Origin of the sequence: Megasphaera paucivorans (assembly GCF_900103535.1) — a bacterium.
Lineage (GTDB): Bacteria > Bacillota > Negativicutes > Veillonellales > Megasphaeraceae > Megasphaera_A > Megasphaera_A paucivorans.
In genome coordinates this window covers 17,655-41,918 of the sequence record NZ_FNHQ01000023.1, presented here as the reverse complement: position 1 = coordinate 41,918, position 24,264 = coordinate 17,655, and the positions used below count along the sequence as shown (strand labels likewise).

The window sequence follows — 24,264 nt, the reverse complement described above, 5'->3', positions numbered from 1 at the left end:
AGATACGGACAACTTAGGTGGAATACTCACTAACATATGTATATGATCCCTACACGCATTAGCTTCCAGTATTTCTACATCTTTCCGGCTACATAATTCCCGTAAAATTTTTCCAATATCTTTTTTTAATTTCCCGTAAATCAATTGTCTACGGTACTTGGGTGCAAACACAAGATGATATTTACATCTCCATTTTGTATGTGCTAAACTTAAAGTGTCCATGGATAGCATTTTCCTCCTTTGCTCTAAGTACGGTTGGCGAACCTGTGCTTAGTATAGCAAAGGAGGTTTTGCTTTTTCTACCTATAGCTATAAGCTTTTAGAACCATACGCACAGCGTATGGTTTTCAATACGACAAAAAAGTCCCATCTCTCGTAAAAACTGAGAAATGGGACTTTATCACTTCCATATGTTATTGAGCTGACGCTAAAACAACTCCAAATATCGTACCTAATAAAAATTCACTAAATCCGTTATCCCCATTATCATGGTGCCACTGATACCAATCATGCCATTCGCGTGCATGAACTTCTCGCCAATGTCTATCACCTTCATGTTCCCGCCATTCGCGATCATGGTCACTCCATTCCCGTGAATGTTCCCGCCATTGCCTATCATGGTCGTCTCGCCATTGTCTGTCGTGATGGTCCGGGCCTGGTTGATGATTGTCCTGCCAGTGTCTGTCATGATTATCATATCCCTGTTGATGATTTTCTTGCCCATGTCTATCATGATTATTAGGTCCTTGATGATTATTGCTATTTTGCCACTGTGGCCCATCTTGTGGCGACATTGCATATGTATTTGTTATTCCTATCCCGCTCAACGAAAATAAAAAAGTTCCTAATATTAATGCATGTACTATTTTTTTCATATTAACTCACCCCGCTATAGTGCTGACAATTAGTATCTGTTTGATAAAATCATTATAAAACACATTTTGAATATAATCTAGCAGATGAGTCAAAGAGTAAGGAAACTGTGAAAAAAGTGTCACACAACTGTTATATTCATTATTAACAATTTTACAATCCATATATAATTCCACATACAATTTTATCATCACGTTTCGACTTAGCTATATCAAAATTGCCCGTACAAAATGCACGGGCAATTTTTCCGTCATTAGCAAATAAATATTATATCTGCCTTTCATCAAACAAGGGACCACGCAACGGTATATAGCAAATATACGTTAAACACTCTTATCAAGACAATACTTTACGTTGAAGTGTTTGCAATACTAGAAATATTAGTGCCAATTTTACTGTAAATTGTCGATAACGACCCTCTGATATTAAAACCAAACCATACCATAACCCCAATAAGAACTACAAGCAGCAAAATAATCGCATATTCCGTAAGACCTTGACCTTTTTCACCCAAATAACGATTCATTACATATTGCATATACGTTAACATACCCCTTCCTCCTTTCCTTGACACCAATTATATACCTTTTTATTGGGTATATAATTGGCTCACCGTACTGTCCCTTTTCTATATATGTTATTGTAACAAAAAATTCTAAAAAAAGAAACTATTCATAACTTTATAAAACAAAATAAATTCTTCTTTAGGATTTTTTTATATCATTATTCCCTACATTTTCTAACAGTACCTACCTTCCTTTCATTCTCTGCCACAATTTTTTTTCAAGAAAGCTGCCTTTTACATTTTGTTCCATTTCAACAAACATGGCATAGGGAACAGCAAAAGATACAATATCCGGATCTAACATAGGCCGTACCGTAATATCGGTCAATCCTACCACAGCTCTTGGATTCTTTTTCTGTGATTCCGCATACGGTATCAAAAAAATAGATTGGCAGCCGGAACTTTGTGGAATCACAACATTTTCATTTCCCTGTTTGTAATAATTAGCCATTACGATAAGTGCCGACAACTGATCGTTTGTAACACAGAAAACACATAATGCAGGTTGTTCTTCATCTATATTAACTTGTGACAATGGTTTAAAAATAACATATTGATAGGATATGTCTGTAATTGGCAGGCATTCAACAAAATTTTTACCAAGTTCCGGCGTTTTTATATATCCCTCTCCTTCAAACTGTCCTGGTTTTCCTGTCGTCAAAAAATACTCAATTCCATCAGGATAATTAGGGAATGTTCCAAACCCTAATCCGGCTATGGCACCGGGACACATAGTAGTTTTTCGTTCAAAAACAGAGACGTTTCCCTTCATTGCTGCAATAAACAAAGGAATGATACAGCTTCTAACACCCTCTTTACTTTGAAGTGCATATTCTGGCTTTGTATTGCTAAGTAAAACAGCCACCGGTTCATATCGCAATGCCAATGCTTCGATTAATTTACTGTTCATGTAATCAATCCCTCTTTTATATTTTTGTCTTTTCCTTGTTATACTATTCAAGATATTATAAAAACAAGAACGCACTGAAACTGATTTGCATTGTTATCATACCGTAAATATGAATTATGTTCTTCCATCTTTTTTCTCTGCTTTTATACACCGATTTTTTGAAATCCTATTCGTTTTTTTTTTATGCTAAACATATTATAATTCAGACTTTTTACGACGTCTACGCGCTTACTTAAAGAGTAGAAAAACTGTAAAATAAATGTCACACAACTGTTATATTTGCAATTTTAATTTATTTTTAATCGACAATAAATTTTTATCCGTTTTTCTAATGGTATTCTTACAATGAAACTATCTTCTTTTAATGATTCCTTGATATAGTATATTTTATATTAATAAAGAAAGGATTTTTAGAAAATGAAAGATAAAGAACTGGGAAACCTCGGAGAATCATTAGCAGTCAAGTATCTTCGAAATCATGGATATACTATCCTTATTAAAAACTTTCGGACACGTATCGGAGAAATAGATATCATCGCGCAAAAAAACAATATGATTATTTTCATAGAAGTAAAAACCCGGATCTCTTTTCACTACGGCCGCCCGTCTGAAGCAGTAGAATATCGCAAACAATATAAATTAAAAAAAGTTGCGGAAGGATATTTAACCCAGAAAAACAGTTGGAACAGCCCTTGCCGATTTGACGTAATAGAAGTAATGGCAGGAGCCGACAAAAATTACCGCATACATCACATCAAAAACGCATTCATCGTGTCCTATTAGAAAGGAATATTTATGTTCGCATGTATACACGGAGCTACAACATTAGGACTTCACGGAAATATCATTAAAGTCGAAACAGATATTTCAAATGGACTCCCTGCTTTTGAAATCGTAGGTCTGGCAACTACTTCCGTTAAAGAATCGAAAGAGCGAGTACGCTCTGCTATGAAAAACTCAGCATACGATTTTCCTATGCGCCGAATAACAGTAAATCTGGCTCCGGCCGATTTAAAGAAAGATAGTGCCGGTTTAGATACCGCTATTGCCATTGGCATTATGGTATCCAGCGGTCAAATTGCTTCTGATAAAACTACCAGTTCTTTATTTATCGGAGAACTGTCATTAGACGGACATCTGCGTCCTGTTACGGGCGTTCTTTCCATGGTCCTGCAGGGTATGCAGGAAGGATTTAAGCATGTATATGTCTGTCCTGAAAACACGACAGAAGCGCTTCTCTGCGAAAATATGAACATCTATAGCGTTTCTACTTTCTGTGAAATAATCAATCATCTCACGGGTCTTTGTCCGCTTACTCCTGCGGTCCGAACAAAGGAACGGCTCACAATGCCAGAATATAATGTTGATTTTTCAGAAGTACAAGGCCAATATACAGCAAAAAGAGCATTAGAAATTGCAGCCGCCGGCGGACACAATGTATTGATGATAGGTACCCCCGGAGCGGGAAAAACCATGTTGGCCAAGCGGATTGCCACTATACTTCCGCCGATGAATATACACGAATCGCTGGAGGTTACAAAAATATACAGCGCAGCCGGGCTTTTTCAGCAGGTTGATATGCTGACAGAGCGACCTTTTCGCAGCCCTCATCATACGATTTCTACTGCCGGTCTTATTGGCGGCGGTACGATTCCTAAACCAGGTGAAGTTACTTTAAGTCATAATGGAGTCTTATTTCTTGACGAATTTCCGGAATTTCCCCGATCTGTATTAGAGGTCCTTCGACAACCACTAGAAGATGGAATAGTAAATATAGCACGCGTCAATGCAACATTGTCTTACCCGGCTCGTTTTATGCTTATCGCCGCTATGAATCCCTGTCCTTGTGGTTATTTAGGTGATAAAGACCGAGAATGCACTTGTACGGCTGGTGAAATTCGCCGATATATTCGAAAAATATCAGGTCCACTTCTGGATCGCATTGATCTCCACGTACAAGTACAGCGACCTCAATACACCGAACTAACCGCAGAACTCCCACAAGAAAAATCCGATTGCATACGTGAACGCGTATTAAAAGCACGCCAGTTGCAAGAAACAAGACTGCATGACTACCGTATCACCTGTAATGCGCATATGAGTCATCGAGCGCTTAAAGAAACATGCCCGATGACCAAAGAAGCGCAAAGACTTCTTCACACATCATTTGATAAATTAAAACTGAGTGCCCGCAGTTATGACCGCATCATAAAAGTATCGCGCACAATTGCCGATCTAAACAACAGTGCTGTTATTGAGGATACCCATGTCGCTGAAGCGTTAAGCTATCGCAACAACTTGCAAAGGATGTAAAACAATGACAAACGAACAACTCTATACTGCCGCATGGCAGTCGTTATCTTTTATCGGCCCCAGCGGCGTACGCAAATTAGTTCATTATTTCGGTTCTGCGGAAAAAGCCTGGAAAGCAGCAGACAAAGAGATTTTTAATCTACTCCATCACTGCACAGAAAAACAATTAAAAATTTCACAGGAAAAAAAGTGTTTTGACTGGGACCGTTTTTTAACCCGTATAAACCAGCTTAATTTACAGATAATCAGCTATCAGGATGTCAACTATCCCCCCCTTTTATCACAGACCTATAATCCGCCTGCTGCATTATTTTATCGTGGAACATTATCTGGTAGCATAAAAAATGCAGCCATCGTGGGTTCTCGCCGTTGTACTTCCTACGGTAAAAATGCGGCACTCCATATTGCGCAAAATCTGAGCGCGCAGGATATCACAATCGTAAGCGGCGGGGCCCGGGGAATAGATACCGCAGCACATACGGGGGCATTGCAGGCAGAAAAACCAACCATCGCGGTCATGGCTTGTGGTCTTCATACATGGTACCCTCCTGAAAACAAACGATTATTTCAGGATATATTAGATAGGGATGGTGCAATTATATCTGAATATGCTCCGGGAATCGAGCCGCTGCCGCAGCATTTTCCGGCTCGCAACCGTATCATCAGTGGATTGGCCCGCTGTGTCATCGTCATAGAGGCTGCTAAACGAAGCGGTTCCTTAATTACCGCAGATTTCGCTCTGGAAGAAGGGCGTGATATATTTGCTGTTCCCGGCAGTATATTTTCCAAAACCAGCGAAGGTACAAATGAGTTACTGCGCATGGGAGCTATTCCACTAACAAAAACAGTGGACCTGTTAAATGAATATGGCTGGAATTGCAGCATACCGATAGATTCACCGCCAGATAAACATAGCGATATGTCTCTCACGTTGCTGGAAAATACTCTTTTACAGTATATCCCATATGACGAAGCGTTATCCCAGGATGATCTTATTGTATGCTCTCAAATAGACGCTGGCACCATCAGCCGCACGATAACCACTCTTATGATAAAGGGGCTTATATGGGAAGATCGTACAGGCCGTTATATTCGTTCCCCCTCATAACAAAGAACTGCAGTGAATATAAATTCACTGCAGTTCTTTGTTATGACATCTCTATATTTTCTTTTTCCTCATCCGTTTCGGCCGAAGGTATCAAATATGTCCAGCCATCTTCCTGCCTTACTTTTTTTTCTTTCATAAGATGTCCCATTGCTCTTTTAAAAGCTGCTTTACTTAAACCAAATTTTGTTTTAATAACGGCAGGGGCGGTTTTATCTCCATACGGGATTTTTCCTTTTCTTTCTACTAAAAAAGCAATAATTTTATCACAATCATCCTGCATAGCATTTTCCTTCGTAGGACGCAATGAAATATTAATACGGCCATCTTCCCGTAAATAGGTAATACGGCCTTTGATCATTTGTCCTATTAATATAGGGCGGGTAAATTCACTGCGATGCAAAAAGGCGATCCAACGTTCTCGTGTCATGAGATAGGCACCTTGGTCGGTCATATTATATATAGCACCTTCTACCCAGTCACCCACTTTAGCATCTGTCGCCGCCTTTGAAGCCCGCCGCATTTCATCTTCTACTTCCATAGACACGGCCAAACGATGAGATTTATCTTCATACAATTTGACCCATACGTACTCACCTTCTTTAGGCCGTCCTTTCATTTCTGCAAAAGGCATAAAAATCCCTCGTTCTGTCCCTACATCAACAAAAGCGCCAAATCGAGTAGTATTAATAACAGGAGTATAGCCAATCTGTCCTACTTTAATCTTAGGCAAATTCATACTGGCAGTCAACCTGCCTGCCGGATCGTGATATAAAAACACAGTAACGCTATCCCCTACATTTACAGGATTTGTCTGCTGATTTTTATGCAAAAGAATGTCATCATTCGTATTGCCGGTTCCTCCGTTTAAAAAAGCTCCCATTTCGCCTAAGCGAAGTACCTCTAAAGAAACAATACTATTTTCTTGCAATGTTTCTGCCATGTTATTCACCTGCGAACGCAATGCGTCCGGCGTCACACCACAAATTATCTAAATCATAAAAACTGCGGTCTTCTTCCGTAAATATATGTACAATCATATCTCCTGTATCGAGAAGTATCCAGCGGCCGGATCGGTATCCTTCCACATGCCGGACTTCAATTTCATTGCTTTTAAGCTGTTCTTCCACATAGTCAGCAATACTTTGTGTTTGTCGGATATTTTTAGCACTGCAAATCAAGAAATAATCGGCCATGATAGAGGTGTGTTTCATATCCAGTATCGTAATATTCATTCCTTTTTTATCATATACTGCCTGTGCCGCTATTTCATAAGATTTTTTTTGTTTTTCTGTCATTAGTTAACTCCCTTTCAATAATCATACGTGTAAAATTATTTACTATCTATATTCTTTACTGCATTGGGATCCGTAGCGATAGCGTTATTGGAATTTCCCAGTATTTTTTGCACATTAATCGGATCATATGACCAGTACCTCTGGCCTTTTATCTTAGAATATTCACCTGGCAAGATATAAAAAGTAATATCCGAAACAGGTGTATCTTTAAATGTATATGCCAATCCGGCTATTTCTTTAGCTGAAATATTAGAATCTACATTTTTCCAGTACCTGTACATACGGAACATGTTTGTCACACCAAAATGTTTTTCCATTGCCGTATAAAAAAGTTTTACAAAACGTTCCTGACGCTGTACCCGCGGCAGCTGTCCATCTTGATCTACATAACGCATATATCCCAGCGCTTTCTCTCCATCCAGATGCTGATATCCTTGCTGAAGATCAATATCGGTAGTACCTTGTTGATCTTCATGATACATATCTCGTTCTACATAGATAGATATTCCATTATTATCATTGATCAATTTTTTAAATGAATCCTGCGTCAGTACAACATAATACGGAATCGGAATATGAAAAATGTCCTCTACTACAGCCTGCGTCAGTTTTAATCCACCTTCACTGTAAATATCTGCCAAACGTTGATTTCCTTTTTCCTGACGGCCTTCTATCTTTGTATTATCGGGAAGCATGATAAAATCAATATGTTTTTTCTCTTTATTGACGGCTGCTAAAGCAACAAAGTTGGCTTGATGTGGAGTCTTATCATCAACACCGACAAGAAGTACATATAAAGGAATATCCGGACTAACCTGCGTAAATGAATCAGAAGAACCATTTTGAACAGCATCAATCCGGTTTTGCAGCTGCGTATTCCTAGTCTGGCTATATCGTTGATATGCCGTCGCCATCATCCAAATAACCGCCGCAAAGACTAACACGATTATCAGTATTCTTTTGATATTACGTTTTTTCTTTGGCAAATTTGATTTATAACGCCGGCGCCGTGTCTTTTTTTTGCGTTCCATCTATCTGCGCTCCCTATTACATTTTTTCATATATTCGATATGACTGTTGCGAAAGCGAACTGTACCTACAAAAATCTGCTTTCCCTGTTCCAGTAAATGTGAAATTGTCGAATCAAATCCACATAAAACCGCCTGATCCAAATTTTTTGCTGCCATTTCCCGCAAGTGCTGTACGCCGTTAAAATCACGACTTTCTTCGATGTAATCGGCAAGAAACACAATTTTTTCCAACGTACTCATATACAGCGCCCCCGTCGTATGATGGGCTATCGCAGCTAAAATATCAGCATCATGAACATCGTATTTTTCTTTAGCAATCGTTACCGCCGCATAACCATGAAGCAAACTTCCAATAGCTGTAATTTCAGGAGGCAGCTGGTTTCCAAAAGATTTTTCAGCTAACTGCTGCATTTCCGACAATTTTAATTCTTTAGCACTGTCATGCAGCAATCCTGCCAATTCCGCCTTATCCGGATCGCTGTCATAGCGTTCCGCCAATTCTCGGGCCGCTGTCGCCACTCCTAATACATGTGTATATCTATTTTTAGAAAGAATGGCTTCCAAGTCATTCTTTATTCGTGCTTTACATTCTTCATACATAAATAAACCTCATTTTTAATGATATAATCCCGGACTTTACTGGGAAGTAAGTATCGGACAGACATACCATGTTGCAGACGATATCGAAGTTCCGTAGAAGAAAGCTCCATCGTCGGTACTTCCAGTTTATGAATATGTCTGCCTAATTCTCCAAAATATGCAATAATATTATCAATAGTTTCCGTTCCGTCAGGACGTGTAGCTCCTACAAATTCGCAAAGATCTAATACTTGTTCTGGGTCATTCCAATTAGGAAGATCTTGTATCGTATCCGTACCGCATATAAAAAAAAGATGACAAGATATACCATATAGCTGTTTTAGATAACGAAGTGTATCAATCGTATAAGAACATCCTTTACGCTGGATTTCTATATCGCTTACCATAAAATACGGGTTATCACAAGTAGCCAGCCGTGTCATTTCCAAGCGTTGTTCCGCTGCCGCTCCTGTCATATCTTTATTCGGTGTAATATAGGAAGGAATAAAGATCACTTTTTCCAATCCATAATGCTGTCGTGCTTCTTCGGCAATCATTAAGTGTCCCAAATGTATAGGATTAAAGGTACCGCCCATGATTCCGATTTTACGTATATCCATGATATAGGTATATTCCTCCCCAAACTACTATCAATACCATCAGAAACAACAATAAAAACAAGGCATAATGTTTGTACTCGTACTGTGTTTTAGGTGAACTCGCATACTGACGAAATGTACGTATATACCCGCGTATAAGCGACATCATGTACGGATCTGTCCTTGTCCATGAATGATATATTTGTAACTTACCAAAGCCTCCAATCCCATAGGACCTCGGACATGAAGTTTTTGTGTACTAATTCCGATTTCGGCACCAAATCCGAATTCGAAGCCGTCTGTATAGCGAGTCGAAGCATTGACATATACCGCCGCTGCATCTACTTCCTGTAAAAAACGTTCGGCAGCTGCCGTATCTTCTGTCACAATAGCCTCCGAATGCTTTGTTCCATATCTCCTGATGTGTTCCATCGCTTCATCTATAGACGCTACTGTTTTGATTGACATGATCAACGCATTATATTCTTGTCCCCAATCGGTATCATCAGCAGCTTTAACACCTGTGCCTGCCTTTTGAGCCAGTATGTCGCCGCGCATCTCTACATTTTGTTTTTGTAAAACAGGGATAAGTTTTTGTAAAAAATCCGCTGCTACATCTGTATGAACAAGGAGGGTTTCCATCGAATTGCAAGTGGAAGGACGCGATACTTTTGCATTTTCTACAATCCGCACCGCCATATCAAGATCTGCTTGCTTATCCACATATACGTGACATACACCGCTTCCTGTTTCAATTACCGGTACTTTGGCAGTACGCACAACCATTTGGATAAGCCCGGCACCGCCGCGCGGAATCGCTACATCAATATATTGACGCAGTGTCAGCAGTTCTTGTACCAAAGCTCTATCCGTATTTTCCAATAGTGCGGCACTATCCGGATTAAGACCTGCCTGCTGCAGTCCTTGCTTTAAAATACGTACAAGGACCGTATTAGAATGGATAGATTCACTTCCGCCTCGTAAAACGCAAGCATTCCCTGATTTAATACAAAGAGCAGCTGCATCAACAGTGACATTCGGACGCGATTCGTAAATCATTGCAACAACTCCAAGAGGAACCGTCACTTTGGTAATTTTCAATCCGTTCGGGCGGCATATTTCTTTTAACGAAATATGTACGGGATCTTGTAAATCAACTACTTGCCGTACGCCGGCCGCCATATCCTCTATACGGCTTTTTGTCAGTCTCAATCGATCAAGCATCGCTTCCGACATGCCATGTGTCCGTGCATGTTCTATATCCTGCATATTAGCTGCAATAATATTCTCTGTGTTTTTTTCTAATAATTCTGCAATGCATATTAGTGCTTTATTTTTTTGTTCTGTAGAGGCTATCCCTATTTCCCGCGAAGCTACTTGGGCGGCTTTCGCTTTAATGACAACTTCCGATTCCATTATTCTATCCTCCTTTATGCTATTGCATGACAACAAGATTGTCACGATGGATAACTTCTTCATAACATCCATCATGCCCTAAGATATCCGAAAGCTTAGTGGTTCGAACGCCTTTGATCCGCTGTACGTCACCACTATCATAATTGACAATTCCCTTAGCGACAACCAATCCGTCGTACGAAACCTCGATAATATCTCCTTCACCAAAATCACCGATAACATCTACTACACCCACTGGCAAAACGCTTGATCCATGTTCCACAATAGCATCACGGCATCCTTTATCAACAATAATAGATCCATGTATCCGCAATCCCGATACGAGCCACCGTTTTTTTGTATGAAGATTGGTATCTTTGGCCTTAAATAAGGTTCCCGTTACTTCGCCATCACAAACACGGCGAATAATATCCGCTTCGCTTCCGGAAGCAATGACCATATCAACACCGGAAGCCGCAGCAATAGCTGCTGCCTGAATTTTGGTATACATACCGCCTGTTCCACGGCTTGTTCCAGCGCCCCCTGCAATATCATAAATATGCTTGTTGATTTCATCAACTTGAGAAATAACGGATGCCTCTGCATGCGTCAGTGGGTTTGCGGTATACAGTCCATCCACATCAGATAGAATAACCAACAAGTCTGCATCCACGATAGATGCGACAATAGCAGATAAGGTATCATTGTCCCCGATTTTCAATTCGTCTATAGCCACCGCATCATTTTCATTGATAACCGGAATAACCCCCATATCTAATAGGGTCAGCAATGTATTACGCAAATTCATAAAATTTTTTCGGTTATATGAATCCATACGAGTCAATAATATTTGTCCTACCGTTTGGCCGTAATCACGAAACATCTTTTCATAAATATTCATTAATACACCTTGTCCGACAGCGGCCAAGGCTTGCTTTTCCCGAATATTCTGCGGACGCTCTGATAGTCCCAGTGGAGCCATACCTGCGCTGACAGCTGCAGACGTAACTAAAATCATCTGTTTTCCCTGATTCTGCAAATCAGCTATCTCCATAACCAATTTTTCAATGCGATGATAGTTTAATTTACCGGATGCATGTGTCAGCGTGCTTGATCCAATTTTTATTATAATGCGGTTTTTATGAATAAAACCTTCGCGTATATCTGTCATCTCTACCATCCTTAATCTTGGATGAAATCATAATGTGACTTTTCCTTTTTCTTTTTAAACAGTATTCCATAATGGCCGATAACCTGAACAAGTTCCGCTCCCAGCATGTCTGCAAGTTCACTCATGGTTTCCTTCGTATCAAGACCGGCATTATTAAGTACATGTACCTTAATCAGTTCCCTAGCTGTAATAGCTGCTCGGGAACTGTCAATAACAGCATCCGTCAATCCATCTTTACCTATTTGTACTACTGCCGTCATCAGACTCGCCATGGCTTTCAGCTGTCGTTTATCTTTACCTATCATCTATTGTACCCTCCCTATTTTTGAAAATCAAATTCCATATCATTAATACGAACTGTATCTCCGTCTTTAATACCATTTTTTATCAATAATTTATCAAGTTCCATATATCGCCAAATCCGCTGGAATCGACGCAAGGATTGATCATCAGTGAAATTCGTCATCGCTGCCAACTTTTCAATACGAGGTCCTGTGATAACAAATGCCCCTGTATCATCACGATGTACTTCAAAATCAGGTTTATTTTCTGCCTTATATACAACGACTTCCTCTGTTTGTTCCGGTTCAGCAGCATATTCCTGCAAAAGAGTCCAAACTCGTTCTAAAAGTTCAGGAATTCCTTCTCCTGTCGCTGCACATATAGGAAAAACTTCCTGCCCTTCTGCATTCATATATTCACGGACTCGTTCCAGATTATCGGAATCTTCTAAAAGATCGATCTTATTAGCCGCTACAATTTGCAATTTACGAGACAGCCGTTCATTATATTTTTTTAATTCACTATTGATTTTTTCAAAATCTTCTATCGAATCACGTCCTTCAGACCCAGATACATCCAGCACATGTATTAAAATCTTGGTACGTTCAATATGTCGTAAAAAGTCGTGCCCCAGACCTACGCCTTCACTGGCGCCTTCAATAAGTCCGGGAATATCGGCCATAACAAAACTGCGGTGATCTGATAAATTCACGACCCCCAAAATAGGATTCAATGTAGTAAAGTGATATGCTGCAACTTCCGGTTCTGCCGCCGATACTTGACGCAAAATACTAGACTTGCCAACACTGGGATATCCTAAAAGACCAACATCTGCCAACACTTTAAGTTCCATACGCAGCCAGTATTCTTCTCCAGGTTCCCCCATTTCAGCAAAGGTAGGTGCACGATTTGCACTTGTCCGAAAATGATAATTTCCACGGCCGCCGCGGCCGCCTTTGGCAACTACAGCTTGTTGTCCATCATAACTCAAATCGGCAATAACGTGATCTGTAGCTTCATCCTTTACAACGGTCCCCACGGGAACGGGAATCAAAAAGTCTTCCGCATCGCGTCCAAACTTATTGCTTCCTTGACCTTTGCCGCCCGGCTTTGCTTTAAACAAACGGCGATATCGAAAATCTACTAATGTATTTACATTCTTATCGGCAACAAGTATCACACTTCCGCCTTGTCCGCCATCGCCGCCATTCGGGCCTCCATTAGGTACAAATTTTTCTCTGCGGAAACTGCTCATGCCATCTCCGCCTTTACCTGACTGCACAAATATTCTTGCTCTATCTATAAACATATTACACCTCATTTACAGAACACTATCATATTATAAAAAGAGACACAGCCAGTAAGGACCATGTCTCTTGTCTATCTGTCCTACTGATTCAATATTTCATACGCTTTTTCAAACTGTTTATCTGTCGTATCATTGGCCTGCAAAGGAACTACTACATCCGGCTCGATTCCAACCCCATCTATAAATCTGCCATTCGCTGTTTTATATTTTGCAACAGTTAATTTAACGGCATTGCCTTCATCTATAGGATAAATTCCTTGAACCGTTCCTTTTCCATAACTTTTAACTCCGACAATTGTACCAATTTTTAAATCTTGAACGGCTCCTGCTACGATTTCTGCCGCACTAGCTGTATTTTCATTGATGAGTACCACCATGGGAATCCTATCGACAGTCCCATCCGCTGTGAAATCTGTTTCCTTTCCAGAACGGTCGACATAAGAAACAATCGTACTATGCGGCGGTACAAAATTACTCGAAACAGTAACCGCCTGATCAACAAGTCCGCCGGGATTATTTCGTAAATCAAGTATCATTTTTCCCATTCCCTGCTGCCGCAAGGACTGATACAAGTCGGTAAATTCCTTACCCGTTTTTTCACTGAAAATAGCTACACGTATATAACCAATATCAGTTCCTGGTATAAGCTGGCCGCCTACTGTTTTTAACTGTATTTGACTCCGCACCAGTTCCTTCGTATATTCCGTTCCTTTGTGACTTAGTACAAGTGTGACAGTAGATCCTACAGGACCACGAATATCTTGTGCTATTTGTTCAATATCCATTTCATTCGCGGGCTTTCCATCAATTGCAATAATAACATCACCGCGCTGAATACCCGCTTCTTTAGCCGGACTGTCATCCACAACTTCTACAACAAAAGGTCCTTGATCGTTTTTACCAAGGTATATGCCCACGCCGGCATACGATGCCGAGGTTTGATTAGCAAAAGATGCATAATTATCGCCGTCAAGATAGATAGAGTGCTTATCTGAAAGTTTTGCTACTATCCCTTCCAATGCTCCGTTTAATAATTTTTCCTTATCTATTTCTCCGGCATATCGCGATTCTACAATGCTAAACGTACGGACCAGTTTAAAAAAACCAGTTGGCGAGCCGGTATAATAGTATGACCCTAGCATAAATACTGTAATAGAACAAAGTATTGCAGAAAATATCCATGCTCCTCCATACCATACAAAACTTACAATTTTTTTATACTTGATTTTCATGTAATGCACCTATTATAGATAACCAGTGGGATCAACAGGATCCCCATTGGCACGTACCTCAAAATGAACATGAGGACCGGTAGAATTTCCGGTCGATCCGGAATACGCAATAACTTGACCTTGTGAAACAGATTGCCCCGCCGATACATTCAGTGACGAATTATGTCCATACAAAGTAGAAAGTCCATTGCCATGGTCAATAACGACAGCATAGCCATATCCGCCCAGCCATCCCGCTTCCACAACAACGCCACTATCAGCAGCATGCACCGGTGTCCCTGAATCAACCCCGATATCAATCCCAGAATGGAGGATCTGACGGCCGAATATAGGATGGTTTCTATATCCAAACGGAGAGGTAATAACACCGTTTACCGGCCATATAAATCTGCCAGAACCACTGACCGGCTGATAATAGCTGCTATCAGAACCTCCGCCGGAAGAATCCGAACCAGAAGCAGCGACGGCACGAGCTGCCGCACGGGAACGGAGCATATCACCGATTTGCTGTGAAGATGCTTCCAATTCATTATACGCCTGTTCCGCTGTTGCCTTATCATTTTGAGCCTTATTCAAAATGGCCTGCTGTTCTGCTTTGCGCTTTTCAACTTCTTCTTTCTTCTTAGCTGATTCCGCCTTCAATTCAACTTGTTTTTGCCGTTCTTGTTCCAATACTGCTTTTTGTTCATTGATTTTATCTCGTTCATCTTTGATTGAAGTGATAAGTTCCATATCTGAATTTACAATACGTTTCAACAATTCAACACGATTAGAAAAATCACTGAAATCTTTGGCTCCAATAACGACATCCAAATAGTTTAATTGTCCATGCATGTAAATATCTCGAATACGTGTACTCAAAACGTCCTGACGCCGACTTAAGTTAGCCTGTGTTTTTTCCAATTCAGCTTGTGTTTTTGTTATCTGTTCTTCGGTCTGTGCAAGTTGATCAGAAACCGTCTTAAATTCCTTTAATGCCGCATCAAGATTTTCCTGCGTAACTCGTAATTTTTCAAAAACACTGCCAATAACAGCTTCTGCTTCATTCTTTTTTTGTGCCTGCTGATCCATTTGGGATTGTACATCAGATAATTGATTTTGCAAATCTGCATCATCATCATCCGCCATCACCGCAAAACAAGGAGTAAGCATAGCCGAAATAATCATAACCGAAATAACTTTTTTTCCAAACATTTGCTTTACCATATATTACACCTTCATATAACGTTTCAAAGAAATCGTACTACCTAGTGCACCAATAATCATACTGATAATTAAAAGCACACTCCCGGTCTTATACATAAACGGATACATGCTGACCATCGGTAAAAATGCCAATGATTCATGGATTTCCGTAGTAACAAAACCATAAAATTGAAATAGTGCCATATCCGCAATAAGTCCGCCGATGAAACCTAAAAACAATCCTTCCAAAAGAAACGGCCAGCGGATAAACCAATTAGTAGCACCTACATATTTCATAATTCCTATTTCTCTGCGGCGTGCAAACACGGTTAAGCGAATTGTATTAGAAATAATAAACAGCGTAGCAAATGTCAAAAATATAATAAGAGCGATACCGCCCCAACGAATAACCTGCGTAATTGAAAATAATTGTTCAACAATTTCCTGCCCGTAATGTGAACTTTCTACCTCTGGATATTTAGCAACTACAGCTGCTGTTTTCTTTACCGCCTCAGGATTAGTAAACGTAATTTCATACGAACTAGGTAATGGATTTTTACCTTCCAGTGCATCTAAAATACCAGGTTGGTCTTTCATCCTTTCTTTCAAACGATCCATTGCTTTAGCCTTATCGGTAAATTCAATAGACTTAACATCCGGCAATTCTTTTAATTCCCGTCCTACCTTCATTACCTGATCAGTAGTAATCCCGTCTTTCAAATACACACTGATTTGAACTTGATTTTCCAAATTATCGGCAAAATAATCAAGATTAGCTACCATCGTCATAAAAACGCCTAATATAAATAACGACAATGCTACAGTAGCAATAGAAGCAAATGACATAAAGCTGTTGCGTCTAAAAGAGGTAAAGGCTTCCGACGTATAGTAACGCATAGTTCTAATCTTCATCGCCGTATGCCCCTTTCTGTTCGTCACGGACAATTCTGCCATCAACGATTTCTATCACTCGCTTATTCATCATATCCACCATTTGCTTATCATGTGTAACCATCAATACCGTTGTTCCCATATGATTGATTTTAGTAAACAAATCCATGATTCCGCGTGACGTATCAGGATCCAAATTACCTGTAGGTTCATCAGCAATCAACATAAGCGGTCGATTCACAATAGCCCGGGCAATCGCAATACGCTGTTGTTCACCACCGCTGAGATTTTGCGGCAGTGCATCTGCCTTTCCCACCAAATTAACCAAATCAAGAACGTTATGCACACGTTCTTTGATTACTTTACGCGGTGTTTCGATAACTTCCATGGCAAACGCTACATTTTCTGCCGCAGTCTTATTCGGAAGCAACCGGAAATCCTGAAAGACAATCCCCATTTTACGACGTAAATAAGGTACACGATCTTTTGCGATACGGTTAACTTCAATACCATTGACAACGACAGTTCCCGATGAGGGAAGTTCTTCGTGCGACAAAAGTTTGATAAACGTTGATTTACCGGCACCGCTGGCTCCTACAACAAAAACAAACTCGCCTTTTTCAATATGAACCGTAACATGATCTAATGCAACGGAGCCATTATCATAAATTTTTGATACATCCCTAAAATAAATCATAGTTTACCTCTTTTCAAGCAGCTGCTTATTTACGAGCAATAACAGCCTTAGCTGCCTGGACAATATGTTCGGCTGTTAATCCAAATTTAACCAACAGTTCATCCGGTGTCCCTGATTCACCAAAAACATCATTCATTCCTACACGAGTTAACGGAACTGGGCAGCATTCGCCAAGAACTTCAGCAACAGCACTGCCTAACCCTCCCATAATCGTGTGTTCTTCACACGTAACAACAGCCCCTGTTTTTTTCGCATACGCAGTAATCATCGCAGCATCAATCGGCTTTATCGTGCTCATATTAACAACAGCAGCGGAAATACCTTCTTTTTCCAATTGCTTAGCCGCTTCTTGTGCTTTTGCGACCATAATTCCCATAGCAATGAGCGTTACATCTACCCCATCCTGCAATACAATCCCCTTGCCAAACGTATACTGATAAGAATCATCAAAAATGTCCGGTACTTTGGAACGGCCCATTCGAATGTAAACAGGTCCATCATATGCTGCTGCCCACTTAATAATAGCTTTTGTTTCAGCTGCATCAGCGGGAACTACAACAGACATATTAGGCAGCGAACGCATAATAGCAACATCTTCATTTGCCTGGTGTGTAGCTCCATCTTCTCCTACTGTGATACCGGCATGTGTCGCGGCAATTTTTACATTCAACCGGGGATAGCAAACAGAATTTCTGATTTGTTCGAAAGCTCTGCCTGTTGCAAATACTGCAAAAGAAGAGGCGAAAGGAATTTTTCCTGTCGCAGCCAAACCAGCAGCTACTCCAATTAAATCTTGTTCTGCTATACCTACATTAAAATGCCGATCTGGAAATGCTTTTTTAAAAACATTAGTTTTAGTAGAAGCTGATAAATCAGCATCTAAAACAACTATATCATTATTAACGGCACCTAATTCAGCCAAGGCTTCGCCGTATGCATCACGCGTTGCTTTTGCCATTATTGTTCACCTTCCAATTCCGATAAGAATATTGCACATTGTTCTGCTGATGGCGCTTTGCCATGCCATCCAGCTTGATTTTCCATTTCAGGAACACCTTTTCCTTTTACGGTATGCATAATAATCATGGTAGGTTTTCCCTTGATCGTTTTTGCTTCACAAACAGCCTGATGCAATTCCTGTACATCGTGACCGTTCACTTCAATAACATGCCAGCCAAAAGCCCGCCATTTATCTGGTAAGGGTTCAGGACACATAACTTCATCGATTTTGCCATCAATTTGCAGTCCGTTATTATCGAGGAATGCGGTCAAATTATCCAACTTATAATGGGCTGCCAACATTGCCGCTTCCCAAACCTGACCTTCTTCTTGTTCACCATCACCCATAATCGTAAATACGCGGAAGTCCTTATGGTCAAGTTTTCCTGCTATTGCAATTCCACATGAAGCACTAACTCCCTGCCCTAAAGATCCGGTAGACATATCAATACCGGGAATATGCTTCATATCTGGATGTCCTTGCAGCAATCGTCCGATTTTACGTAATCCACCAAGTTCAGCGATCGGAAAATATCCTTTTAATGCTAATGCTGCATATATTGCAGGCGCCGCATGTCCTTTTGATAAAACCAAACGATCTCGGTCTGGATTATGCGGGTCCTGTGGTGATGCATTCATTTCTACATCATATAGCAAAGCCACTACATCCGCAATGGATAAAGAACCACCGGGATGTCCGGATTGAGCTTCGGTAATCATTTTTATGATTTCCCTGCGCATTGCCGCGGCATAGTTTTTCACAGATTGTACTTGTTCATCAGTTAAGGTTTGCATAACGTGCCTCCGATTCATAGAGAATTTGAATATTTTTCAATAACTTTTAATGCTAAATACGCATTTCGGAGAGATAACTCTCTCAATTCGTTGATGCGGATCAACACAGGCGGAGCCAGCTGACCCACCGTTAATTTTTTATCTAAATCGTTAATCAGCATATCCGCCGTAACTGTCTCCATTGTACCACACAGGCGTTCGCCAATTAAATCAATAAAATTGTTGATTTTAGGGTCATAGGAAATAGCCGTCACGGGAACGTGCATAATGGATGCAAAAATAAGTGCATGCAAGCGTATTCCTAAAAGCACATCCATACAGCCTATAATCGACATAAGTTCTACCGTTGTATACCGCTCTTTAAGAATAATTGCCTGCCGTTTCATAAATCCGCACACATCTTCTGCAGCTTGAATATCATCGGGAAACTGCATAGGTACAAAGACAATATTGGCATTATACCGCTCTTGTAGTACATCGGCAGCCTTAGCTATTTCAATTTTATAATGGCTTAAGTTTTTCCAATTCCGTATCGCTATCCCTATTCTGGGGCGTATCCCGGTAATATCATACTTCTTTAAAAGAAGAAAACCCAGTTTTTTATCAACCGGATTGGCAGACAATACAGCATCCGCAGTAACCTCGATTGGCGGAGTAAGAACACCGATCGAAATTAATTCTTTCTTCGATTCTTCATCTCGCACTCCTATCATGTCTACACGTTCCAACACCTTACGGACAGCCTCTCTAGCATTGCGATGCCGCAGAGGACCGATTCCTTGTGCATACAACATGACCGGCTTATGCAATAATAACGCGATTCGTATAATTGCTAAATAGTAGTATAAACTGCGGGAGCTAGTCACATCTTGCAATAAACTGCCGCCGCCGCTGATCAATATATGGCTGCGGGCAATCGCTGCCGTTATCCCGAAAAAATTTAATCGGTGTACTGTTTTCACTCCATGATTCATTTTTGTAAGCTTTTCGTTTCCTGTGATGACCGTAATATCGGCCTCCGGTATTATTTCCAAAATAGAGTCCAATAAAGCCGCCAGCATTGCTTCATCTCCGGCATTACCGAAACCATAATATCCAGAAATAACAATTTTAGTCACGGCGACTCACCTGCTTTCCCATCCACGCCGTGATATATTGAAAAATAGGCAATGCACAAACAACGATGATTCCAAGAACCATTCCCGTCACCCATCCATTAAGTCCTCTTACAAAAGACATTTCAATAGGTGTACGAATATGAGCGAATGTTTCCACCATTGATCCTTGTCCGATAGCTGCAGCTACAACCATGAGAAAATGTATAATCTGCGGCCATTTTCGATACATTGCCGCCACCATCAGATAGAATGCTGGATGCCCTATAAGAAATTCCTTTTCTCTCGGCCGGGCATACATCGTATTTTCCAAAAAGCGCCGCATTGCTACTTCTGCACCGGGTACAGGAACACCGGCAGTATGTCCGCTGCGGCCAACAAAAACGAACGCCGCAAACGCTAAAAACCCAACAAGCATAAGTGAACCCATTTTAATGGGAATATTCAGGAAATGTTTTACAAAATCAATAAACTCTTCTGGCGAATTTATCGTCCGATCAAACAATGGGAAACGCCGTATATATCCAATACAAACCAAAACAATCGGCAGTATGAAGGTCAATTTAACACCGCGATAAAAATCAAATTCCATAAAGAAACGGATATTTCCCAACATTGCCGCGATAAATAACCCGCCGATCATCGACATGGCTACAGCACAGGCCAAACCAACAGTACCATCTCGCAAAACACGGACAAAACCTAATTTTTTCGTTATATTTTTTTTCTTCCACCAATCCAGCAAGATAAGAATAGAAGCCACAGGAGTGGCGGTAGCACAACCCACAGCCATAATTTGTAAAAATAATGCACCCTTGGCAACAAACGCACCACTGACAGCTGCTAATATACCAACTGCCATTAATATGTAATTATATTTGTCTCCCAGAGGAAATAACAAATTAAAAGTAAGAATAAAGCCGCATACAGCCGCTGCCGCGACAATAGCTAATAAAATCGTATTCGGATAGTACGCCGGCAAAATAGACGCCTTGCCTAAATGATATCCACGGTCCTTAAGTTTACTTGACACATCAGAAATATATTTTAAATTGGTATCTGTCAGACTAAGTCCATGAGCCGGTTTTTTATACAAAGCGAATAGATTGATACGTACATTTCGTTCTAAATCGCTGATATAATAACGCATCGCCGCTTCTTCCGGAGATATCTTTTCCAATTCCTCCTTAGCCATGGCATACACTCGTCCGGTATCATAATTAAGCAAGCCGGCCAAATCATACATACCGTCTTGTGTATTATACTGCAGTTGATTTACTGATTCAATCATATAAAATGGTAAATTGCGCTGCTTTAGACATGCTGCTGTATAATCCAGCATGTCCTTATGCATGGCCGGATCCGGATTATATCCCAGTACCTCTTTGCCAACAAACATAATCCCGCTGACATTTTGAATTGTATCTGCACGATCAAAGAAACTTTCTACTTTATCCTTCGTTACATTACTATAATTTGTCGGGCGCAGAATGACATGAAATCCATGTGCAGCGATTTCATTTGCATCAGCAGTCAGAATTCCCAAATTCATTTCACCTAACGCCGGCATAACACCACGTACCCCCATAATCCGGTATTGCGGGTTATCCAATACTTTTACATTCTTATCTCCCAGACGTTTTTTTAAATCTATGCAAACTTCATTAAAATAGGCGTCCTTGGTTCCCTTCGGTTTCCCGATAACATAATAATCATAGGATAAATCCGAAATATTGAATTGAGGATAATATAACTTGAAACCCAGCTTGGTAATCAATGATAATTCTCCCCGCTGGGTCAATTTGTTTAATGTTGAATCGTAAATAGTAAAACTGGTTATCCCAGCTTCACGGCATTTTTCCAAGGCCGCATCTGTATCATAGCCGTCATTACGTGCCATGGCCAAAATCGCATCATAATCTAGCGCCATTTCTATTGTTGTGTTTTCTTGTTCGACATGATATCGCTGAACGCACATGTAAACAGCACACAAGAGGCCTATCAAGATCGCGATTATCATCAACGTTTTACTGCGTTTATTAGTATATTCCATCATATCCACCTTGATTAATAATTACGTACTCTGCCATGGATGGTTAACATATCATGCTGCATGGTAACCGTATCCGGCAGGATTCCCAGAGGAAAGTTTGAAAAATCATATATCTCAACGCTGGGTGATTTCATTTTGTAGGCCATTCCCATTCCTTCAACGGAAACATTCGTAGGAATAAACATAAGCTTATTTTCCTGCATTCCAAAATGTCCGCGAATGCTTGCTTTCGCTTCGATGATGCCGCCTAAGGACATCGTCCCGGTTACGTATGCTGTATCATCGTCAAATACAACTTTTACATTGGAAAGATTATCGACCTTATCTATCAAAAAACTACGCAAATCTTCGCTGCGTATAGATGCTGTCATGTCTCCACTCTCTGCACGCATAATACTCAATTTTCCATCCATAAGAGAGGCTTGCGGACTGAAATGGACCCCCTGCAGATTACAGTCAAAGGAAGTCAGCTTTATACTGCCGACTTGAACATCCTGACCATGAATCTGAACATGATCCATCGACCCTGTCAATATTTTTATTCCCGGCTGTGCCGTCACTTTCACATCAGAGCGCCGCAGCTGCATCGAATTTTGCAGGGAATGATACAGTCCTTCTTCGGCAAGTTGCGGAGCATATTGATTGGCTCCGTAAGCAAAACTGCCGACGCATATCAAAAAAATAATCAGTTTTTTCATTATAGGTCCTGTTTCGCTAGTTTTTTGTCCTTCTCTTGTTGTAAATACCCTTCAATAAACTGCTCAAGATCTCCATCCATCACGGCCTGGGTATTGCTGGTTTCCACTCCGGTACGATGATCTTTAACCAAATTATACGGGTGAAACACATATGAGCGAATTTGGCTTCCCCATTCAATAGCTTGATGGGTACCCCCAATTTCCGCTTTGAGTTGTGCCTGTTTTTCCTGTTCTAACTCAAATAATTTAGCACGCAGATACTTCATGCACATCTCTCTGTTTTGTACCTGCGAACGTTCATTTTGGCACTGTGCCACAATTCCTGTTGGAAGATGTGTCATTCGGACAGCCGAGCTCGTTTTATTGACATGCTGGCCCCCCGCTCCACTGGCTCTAAAATAATCAACCCGCACTTCCTCCATGTTAATGTCTATATCCATATCGTCAGGAAGTTCCGGCATAACATCGACCGCCGTAAAGGAGGTATGGCGGCGGGCCGCTGCATCAAACGGAGAAATTCGAACCAAACGATGAACACCTTTTTCCGATTTTAAATATCCATATGCATGGTCGCCTTCAATCGTGAACATCGCACTTTTAACGCCGGCTTCGTCACCGGGCTGCATATCCATCATGATGATACGATATCCATTTTGCTCAGCCCAACGCGTATACATACGGATGAGCATTTGTGTCCAATCCTGTGCTTCCGTTCCCCCTGCACCGGCATGAAAAGTCAAAATAGCATTGCAATTATCATATTCACCGGAAAGCAACAGTAATATTTCCCGTTTTTCTATTTCTTTTTCCAGTTCTTCATATTGCTTTTCTATTTCTTCTGTTAAAGAGGTATCTCCCTCCTCCATGGCCATTTCCAAGAAATCCATTAAATCCGCCGCTTTATTGGCCAATGCTTCATGTCCTTCGACTTCTGTTTTTAAAAGCGTGGCTTCTTGAGAAATTGTTTTTGCTCTATCTTGATCATTCCAAAAAGTCGGATCACTCATCTGTATATCGAAATCCATTATTCTTTCTTTTTTTCGAGCTAAGTTAAAGTGAATCCCCGATTTCTTGTATTCTTTTTTGTAAATCTTCTAAAGGTTTTCTAATTTCATCTAATAACACAAGTTTCACCATCTTTCAAAATATATACATTTATATCATCAGCA

26 protein-coding genes are annotated in these 24,264 nt (G+C 40.5%); 3 read left to right on the top strand and 23 right to left on the bottom strand.

What is annotated here, in order from left to right:
* From tnpA to BLR11_RS10190, 4 genes are all read right to left on the bottom strand, one after another.
* A partial coding sequence (gene tnpA, locus BLR11_RS10205; RefSeq protein ID WP_218118779.1) for an IS200/IS605 family transposase occupies positions 1 to 222 on the bottom strand: 222 nt, incomplete at its 3' end.
* Between the two features lie 191 nt (positions 223 to 413).
* Positions 414 to 875 (bottom strand): hypothetical protein, encoded by a 462-nt coding sequence (locus tag BLR11_RS10200; protein ID WP_143006428.1) that lies wholly within the window; start codon positions 873 to 875, stop codon positions 414 to 416.
* A 347-nt stretch (positions 876 to 1,222) separates the two neighbouring features.
* The gene (locus BLR11_RS10195; protein WP_091651569.1) at positions 1,223 to 1,423 is read right to left on the bottom strand and encodes a Flp family type IVb pilin; all 201 of its coding nucleotides are present in this window, start codon (positions 1,421 to 1,423) and stop codon (positions 1,223 to 1,225) included.
* A 199-nt stretch (positions 1,424 to 1,622) separates the two neighbouring features.
* Positions 1,623 to 2,348, bottom strand: a complete 726-nt coding sequence (locus BLR11_RS10190) for a DUF169 domain-containing protein (RefSeq protein WP_091651566.1) — start codon at positions 2,346 to 2,348, stop codon at positions 1,623 to 1,625.
* A gap of 417 nt (positions 2,349 to 2,765) precedes the next feature.
* Here BLR11_RS10190 and BLR11_RS10185 point away from each other — a divergent pair, with 417 nt between their 5' ends.
* Genes BLR11_RS10185 through dprA form a run of 3 tightly spaced genes read left to right on the top strand, consistent with a single transcriptional unit; the run spans position 2,766 to position 5,769 of the window.
* The gene (locus tag BLR11_RS10185; RefSeq protein ID WP_091651563.1) at positions 2,766 to 3,131 is read left to right on the top strand and encodes a YraN family protein; all 366 of its coding nucleotides are present in this window, start codon (positions 2,766 to 2,768) and stop codon (positions 3,129 to 3,131) included.
* A gap of 12 nt (positions 3,132 to 3,143) precedes the next feature.
* Positions 3,144 to 4,661 (top strand): YifB family Mg chelatase-like AAA ATPase, encoded by a 1,518-nt coding sequence (locus tag BLR11_RS10180; protein ID WP_091651560.1) that lies wholly within the window; start codon positions 3,144 to 3,146, stop codon positions 4,659 to 4,661.
* A 4-nt stretch (positions 4,662 to 4,665) separates the two neighbouring features.
* Entirely contained in the window at positions 4,666 to 5,769 is a 1,104-nt protein-coding gene (dprA, locus tag BLR11_RS10175) for a DNA-processing protein DprA (protein ID WP_091651558.1), read from the top strand.
* A gap of 40 nt (positions 5,770 to 5,809) precedes the next feature.
* Here the strand turns inward: dprA and BLR11_RS10170 are convergent, their stop codons facing one another.
* The 19 genes from BLR11_RS10170 to prfB all read right to left on the bottom strand — a co-directional run bounded on the left by BLR11_RS10170 (position 5,810) and on the right by prfB (position 24,220).
* Positions 5,810 to 6,709, bottom strand: coding sequence for a CvfB family protein (locus tag BLR11_RS10170; RefSeq protein ID WP_091651555.1), 900 nt, complete (start codon positions 6,707 to 6,709; stop codon positions 5,810 to 5,812).
* A gap of 1 nt (position 6,710) precedes the next feature.
* Complete coding sequence (gene rsfS / locus BLR11_RS10165) at positions 6,711 to 7,064, bottom strand: ribosome silencing factor (protein WP_091651552.1); 354 nt, start codon at positions 7,062 to 7,064, stop codon at positions 6,711 to 6,713.
* Between the two features lie 35 nt (positions 7,065 to 7,099).
* Positions 7,100 to 8,095: an LCP family protein gene (locus tag BLR11_RS10160; RefSeq protein WP_245675137.1), complete on the bottom strand. Its 996-nt coding sequence runs from the start codon at positions 8,093 to 8,095 to the stop codon at positions 7,100 to 7,102.
* Positions 8,096 to 8,695 carry a bis(5'-nucleosyl)-tetraphosphatase (symmetrical) YqeK gene (gene yqeK, locus BLR11_RS10155; protein ID WP_091651549.1) on the bottom strand — a complete coding sequence of 200 codons (600 nt, stop codon included), beginning with the start codon at positions 8,693 to 8,695 and terminating at the stop codon, positions 8,096 to 8,098.
* Positions 8,668 to 9,294 (bottom strand): nicotinate-nucleotide adenylyltransferase, encoded by a 627-nt coding sequence (nadD, locus tag BLR11_RS10150; RefSeq protein WP_091651547.1) that lies wholly within the window; start codon positions 9,292 to 9,294, stop codon positions 8,668 to 8,670. The genes yqeK and nadD overlap by 28 nt, the downstream gene beginning before the upstream one ends.
* Before the next feature lie 144 nt (positions 9,295 to 9,438).
* On the bottom strand, positions 9,439 to 10,689 hold the full coding sequence (locus BLR11_RS10145) for a glutamate-5-semialdehyde dehydrogenase (protein WP_091651544.1): 1,251 nt from the start codon (positions 10,687 to 10,689) through the stop codon (positions 9,439 to 9,441).
* 19 nt (positions 10,690 to 10,708) lie between these two features.
* Positions 10,709 to 11,839, bottom strand: coding sequence for a glutamate 5-kinase (proB, locus tag BLR11_RS10140; RefSeq protein ID WP_091651541.1), 1,131 nt, complete (start codon positions 11,837 to 11,839; stop codon positions 10,709 to 10,711).
* A gap of 11 nt (positions 11,840 to 11,850) precedes the next feature.
* Positions 11,851 to 12,144 (bottom strand): YhbY family RNA-binding protein, encoded by a 294-nt coding sequence (locus tag BLR11_RS10135; protein WP_091651537.1) that lies wholly within the window; start codon positions 12,142 to 12,144, stop codon positions 11,851 to 11,853.
* A gap of 14 nt (positions 12,145 to 12,158) precedes the next feature.
* The gene (obgE, locus tag BLR11_RS10130) at positions 12,159 to 13,430 is read right to left on the bottom strand and encodes a GTPase ObgE (protein WP_091651534.1); all 1,272 of its coding nucleotides are present in this window, start codon (positions 13,428 to 13,430) and stop codon (positions 12,159 to 12,161) included.
* Positions 13,431 to 13,510: 80 nt separating this feature from the next.
* Entirely contained in the window at positions 13,511 to 14,662 is a 1,152-nt protein-coding gene (locus BLR11_RS10125; protein WP_091651531.1) for a S41 family peptidase, read from the bottom strand.
* Between the two features lie 12 nt (positions 14,663 to 14,674).
* Complete coding sequence (locus tag BLR11_RS10120; RefSeq protein ID WP_091651529.1) at positions 14,675 to 15,868, bottom strand: murein hydrolase activator EnvC family protein; 1,194 nt, start codon at positions 15,866 to 15,868, stop codon at positions 14,675 to 14,677.
* 3 nt (positions 15,869 to 15,871) lie between these two features.
* Complete coding sequence (gene ftsX / locus BLR11_RS10115; protein WP_091651526.1) at positions 15,872 to 16,759, bottom strand: permease-like cell division protein FtsX; 888 nt, start codon at positions 16,757 to 16,759, stop codon at positions 15,872 to 15,874.
* On the bottom strand, positions 16,749 to 17,435 hold the full coding sequence (gene ftsE / locus BLR11_RS10110; protein WP_091651524.1) for a cell division ATP-binding protein FtsE: 687 nt from the start codon (positions 17,433 to 17,435) through the stop codon (positions 16,749 to 16,751). Before ftsE ends, ftsX begins: the two co-directional genes overlap by 11 nt.
* A gap of 25 nt (positions 17,436 to 17,460) precedes the next feature.
* A complete protein-coding gene (locus tag BLR11_RS10105) occupies positions 17,461 to 18,393 on the bottom strand; it encodes a transketolase family protein (protein ID WP_091651521.1) in 933 nt (310 codons plus the stop codon).
* Positions 18,393 to 19,229 (bottom strand): transketolase, encoded by an 837-nt coding sequence (locus tag BLR11_RS10100; protein WP_091651518.1) that lies wholly within the window; start codon positions 19,227 to 19,229, stop codon positions 18,393 to 18,395. Before BLR11_RS10100 ends, BLR11_RS10105 begins: the two co-directional genes overlap by 1 nt.
* Positions 19,230 to 19,243: 14 nt before the next feature.
* Positions 19,244 to 20,347 carry a polysaccharide pyruvyl transferase CsaB gene (gene csaB, locus BLR11_RS10095; RefSeq protein WP_091651516.1) on the bottom strand — a complete coding sequence of 368 codons (1,104 nt, stop codon included), beginning with the start codon at positions 20,345 to 20,347 and terminating at the stop codon, positions 19,244 to 19,246.
* The gene (locus tag BLR11_RS10090) at positions 20,340 to 22,400 is read right to left on the bottom strand and encodes a DUF5693 family protein (protein ID WP_342707200.1); all 2,061 of its coding nucleotides are present in this window, start codon (positions 22,398 to 22,400) and stop codon (positions 20,340 to 20,342) included. Before BLR11_RS10090 ends, csaB begins: the two co-directional genes overlap by 8 nt.
* 11 nt (positions 22,401 to 22,411) lie before the next feature.
* Positions 22,412 to 23,095 (bottom strand): LmeA family phospholipid-binding protein, encoded by a 684-nt coding sequence (locus tag BLR11_RS10085; RefSeq protein ID WP_091651510.1) that lies wholly within the window; start codon positions 23,093 to 23,095, stop codon positions 22,412 to 22,414.
* A protein-coding gene (gene prfB, locus BLR11_RS10080) for a peptide chain release factor 2 (RefSeq protein WP_425433755.1) occupies positions 23,095 to 24,220 on the bottom strand; the annotation gives its coding sequence in 2 pieces (ribosomal slippage) (positions 23,095 to 24,147 and positions 24,149 to 24,220; 1,125 coding nt in all). The genes BLR11_RS10085 and prfB overlap by 1 nt, the downstream gene beginning before the upstream one ends.
* Between the last annotated feature and the right edge of the window lie 44 nt (positions 24,221 to 24,264).

What these genes read in the sequence shown, in the direction of transcription:
- BLR11_RS10180 (WP_091651560.1), top strand. Translation starts at nt 3,144, where the DNA reads ATGTTCGCATGTATACACGGAGCTACAACATTAGGACTTCACGGAAAT.
- obgE (WP_091651534.1), bottom strand. Translation starts at nt 13,430, where the DNA reads ATGTTTATAGATAGAGCAAGAATATTTGTGCAGTCAGGTAAAGGCGGA.
- BLR11_RS10120 (WP_091651529.1), bottom strand. Translation starts at nt 15,868, where the DNA reads ATGGTAAAGCAAATGTTTGGAAAAAAAGTTATTTCGGTTATGATTATT.
- BLR11_RS10135 (WP_091651537.1), bottom strand. Translation starts at nt 12,144, where the DNA reads ATGATAGGTAAAGATAAACGACAGCTGAAAGCCATGGCGAGTCTGATG.
- BLR11_RS10195 (WP_091651569.1), bottom strand. Translation starts at nt 1,423, where the DNA reads ATGTTAACGTATATGCAATATGTAATGAATCGTTATTTGGGTGAAAAA.
- BLR11_RS10085 (WP_091651510.1), bottom strand. Translation starts at nt 23,095, where the DNA reads ATGAAAAAACTGATTATTTTTTTGATATGCGTCGGCAGTTTTGCTTAC.
- nadD (WP_091651547.1), bottom strand. Translation starts at nt 9,294, where the DNA reads ATGGATATACGTAAAATCGGAATCATGGGCGGTACCTTTAATCCTATA.
- rsfS (WP_091651552.1), bottom strand. Translation starts at nt 7,064, where the DNA reads ATGACAGAAAAACAAAAAAAATCTTATGAAATAGCGGCACAGGCAGTA.
- ftsE (WP_091651524.1), bottom strand. Translation starts at nt 17,435, where the DNA reads ATGATTTATTTTAGGGATGTATCAAAAATTTATGATAATGGCTCCGTT.
- yqeK (WP_091651549.1), bottom strand. Translation starts at nt 8,695, where the DNA reads ATGTATGAAGAATGTAAAGCACGAATAAAGAATGACTTGGAAGCCATT.
- BLR11_RS10170 (WP_091651555.1), bottom strand. Translation starts at nt 6,709, where the DNA reads ATGGCAGAAACATTGCAAGAAAATAGTATTGTTTCTTTAGAGGTACTT.
- BLR11_RS10100 (WP_091651518.1), bottom strand. Translation starts at nt 19,229, where the DNA reads ATGCAAACCTTAACTGATGAACAAGTACAATCTGTGAAAAACTATGCC.
- BLR11_RS10105 (WP_091651521.1), bottom strand. Translation starts at nt 18,393, where the DNA reads ATGGCAAAAGCAACGCGTGATGCATACGGCGAAGCCTTGGCTGAATTA.
- BLR11_RS10185 (WP_091651563.1), top strand. Translation starts at nt 2,766, where the DNA reads ATGAAAGATAAAGAACTGGGAAACCTCGGAGAATCATTAGCAGTCAAG.
- BLR11_RS10200 (WP_143006428.1), bottom strand. Translation starts at nt 875, where the DNA reads ATGAAAAAAATAGTACATGCATTAATATTAGGAACTTTTTTATTTTCG.
- BLR11_RS10090 (WP_342707200.1), bottom strand. Translation starts at nt 22,400, where the DNA reads ATGATGGAATATACTAATAAACGCAGTAAAACGTTGATGATAATCGCG.
- BLR11_RS10190 (WP_091651566.1), bottom strand. Translation starts at nt 2,348, where the DNA reads ATGAACAGTAAATTAATCGAAGCATTGGCATTGCGATATGAACCGGTG.
- proB (WP_091651541.1), bottom strand. Translation starts at nt 11,839, where the DNA reads ATGACAGATATACGCGAAGGTTTTATTCATAAAAACCGCATTATAATA.
- BLR11_RS10160 (WP_245675137.1), bottom strand. Translation starts at nt 8,095, where the DNA reads ATGGAACGCAAAAAAAAGACACGGCGCCGGCGTTATAAATCAAATTTG.
- BLR11_RS10145 (WP_091651544.1), bottom strand. Translation starts at nt 10,689, where the DNA reads ATGGAATCGGAAGTTGTCATTAAAGCGAAAGCCGCCCAAGTAGCTTCG.
- dprA (WP_091651558.1), top strand. Translation starts at nt 4,666, where the DNA reads ATGACAAACGAACAACTCTATACTGCCGCATGGCAGTCGTTATCTTTT.
- ftsX (WP_091651526.1), bottom strand. Translation starts at nt 16,759, where the DNA reads ATGAAGATTAGAACTATGCGTTACTATACGTCGGAAGCCTTTACCTCT.
- BLR11_RS10125 (WP_091651531.1), bottom strand. Translation starts at nt 14,662, where the DNA reads ATGAAAATCAAGTATAAAAAAATTGTAAGTTTTGTATGGTATGGAGGA.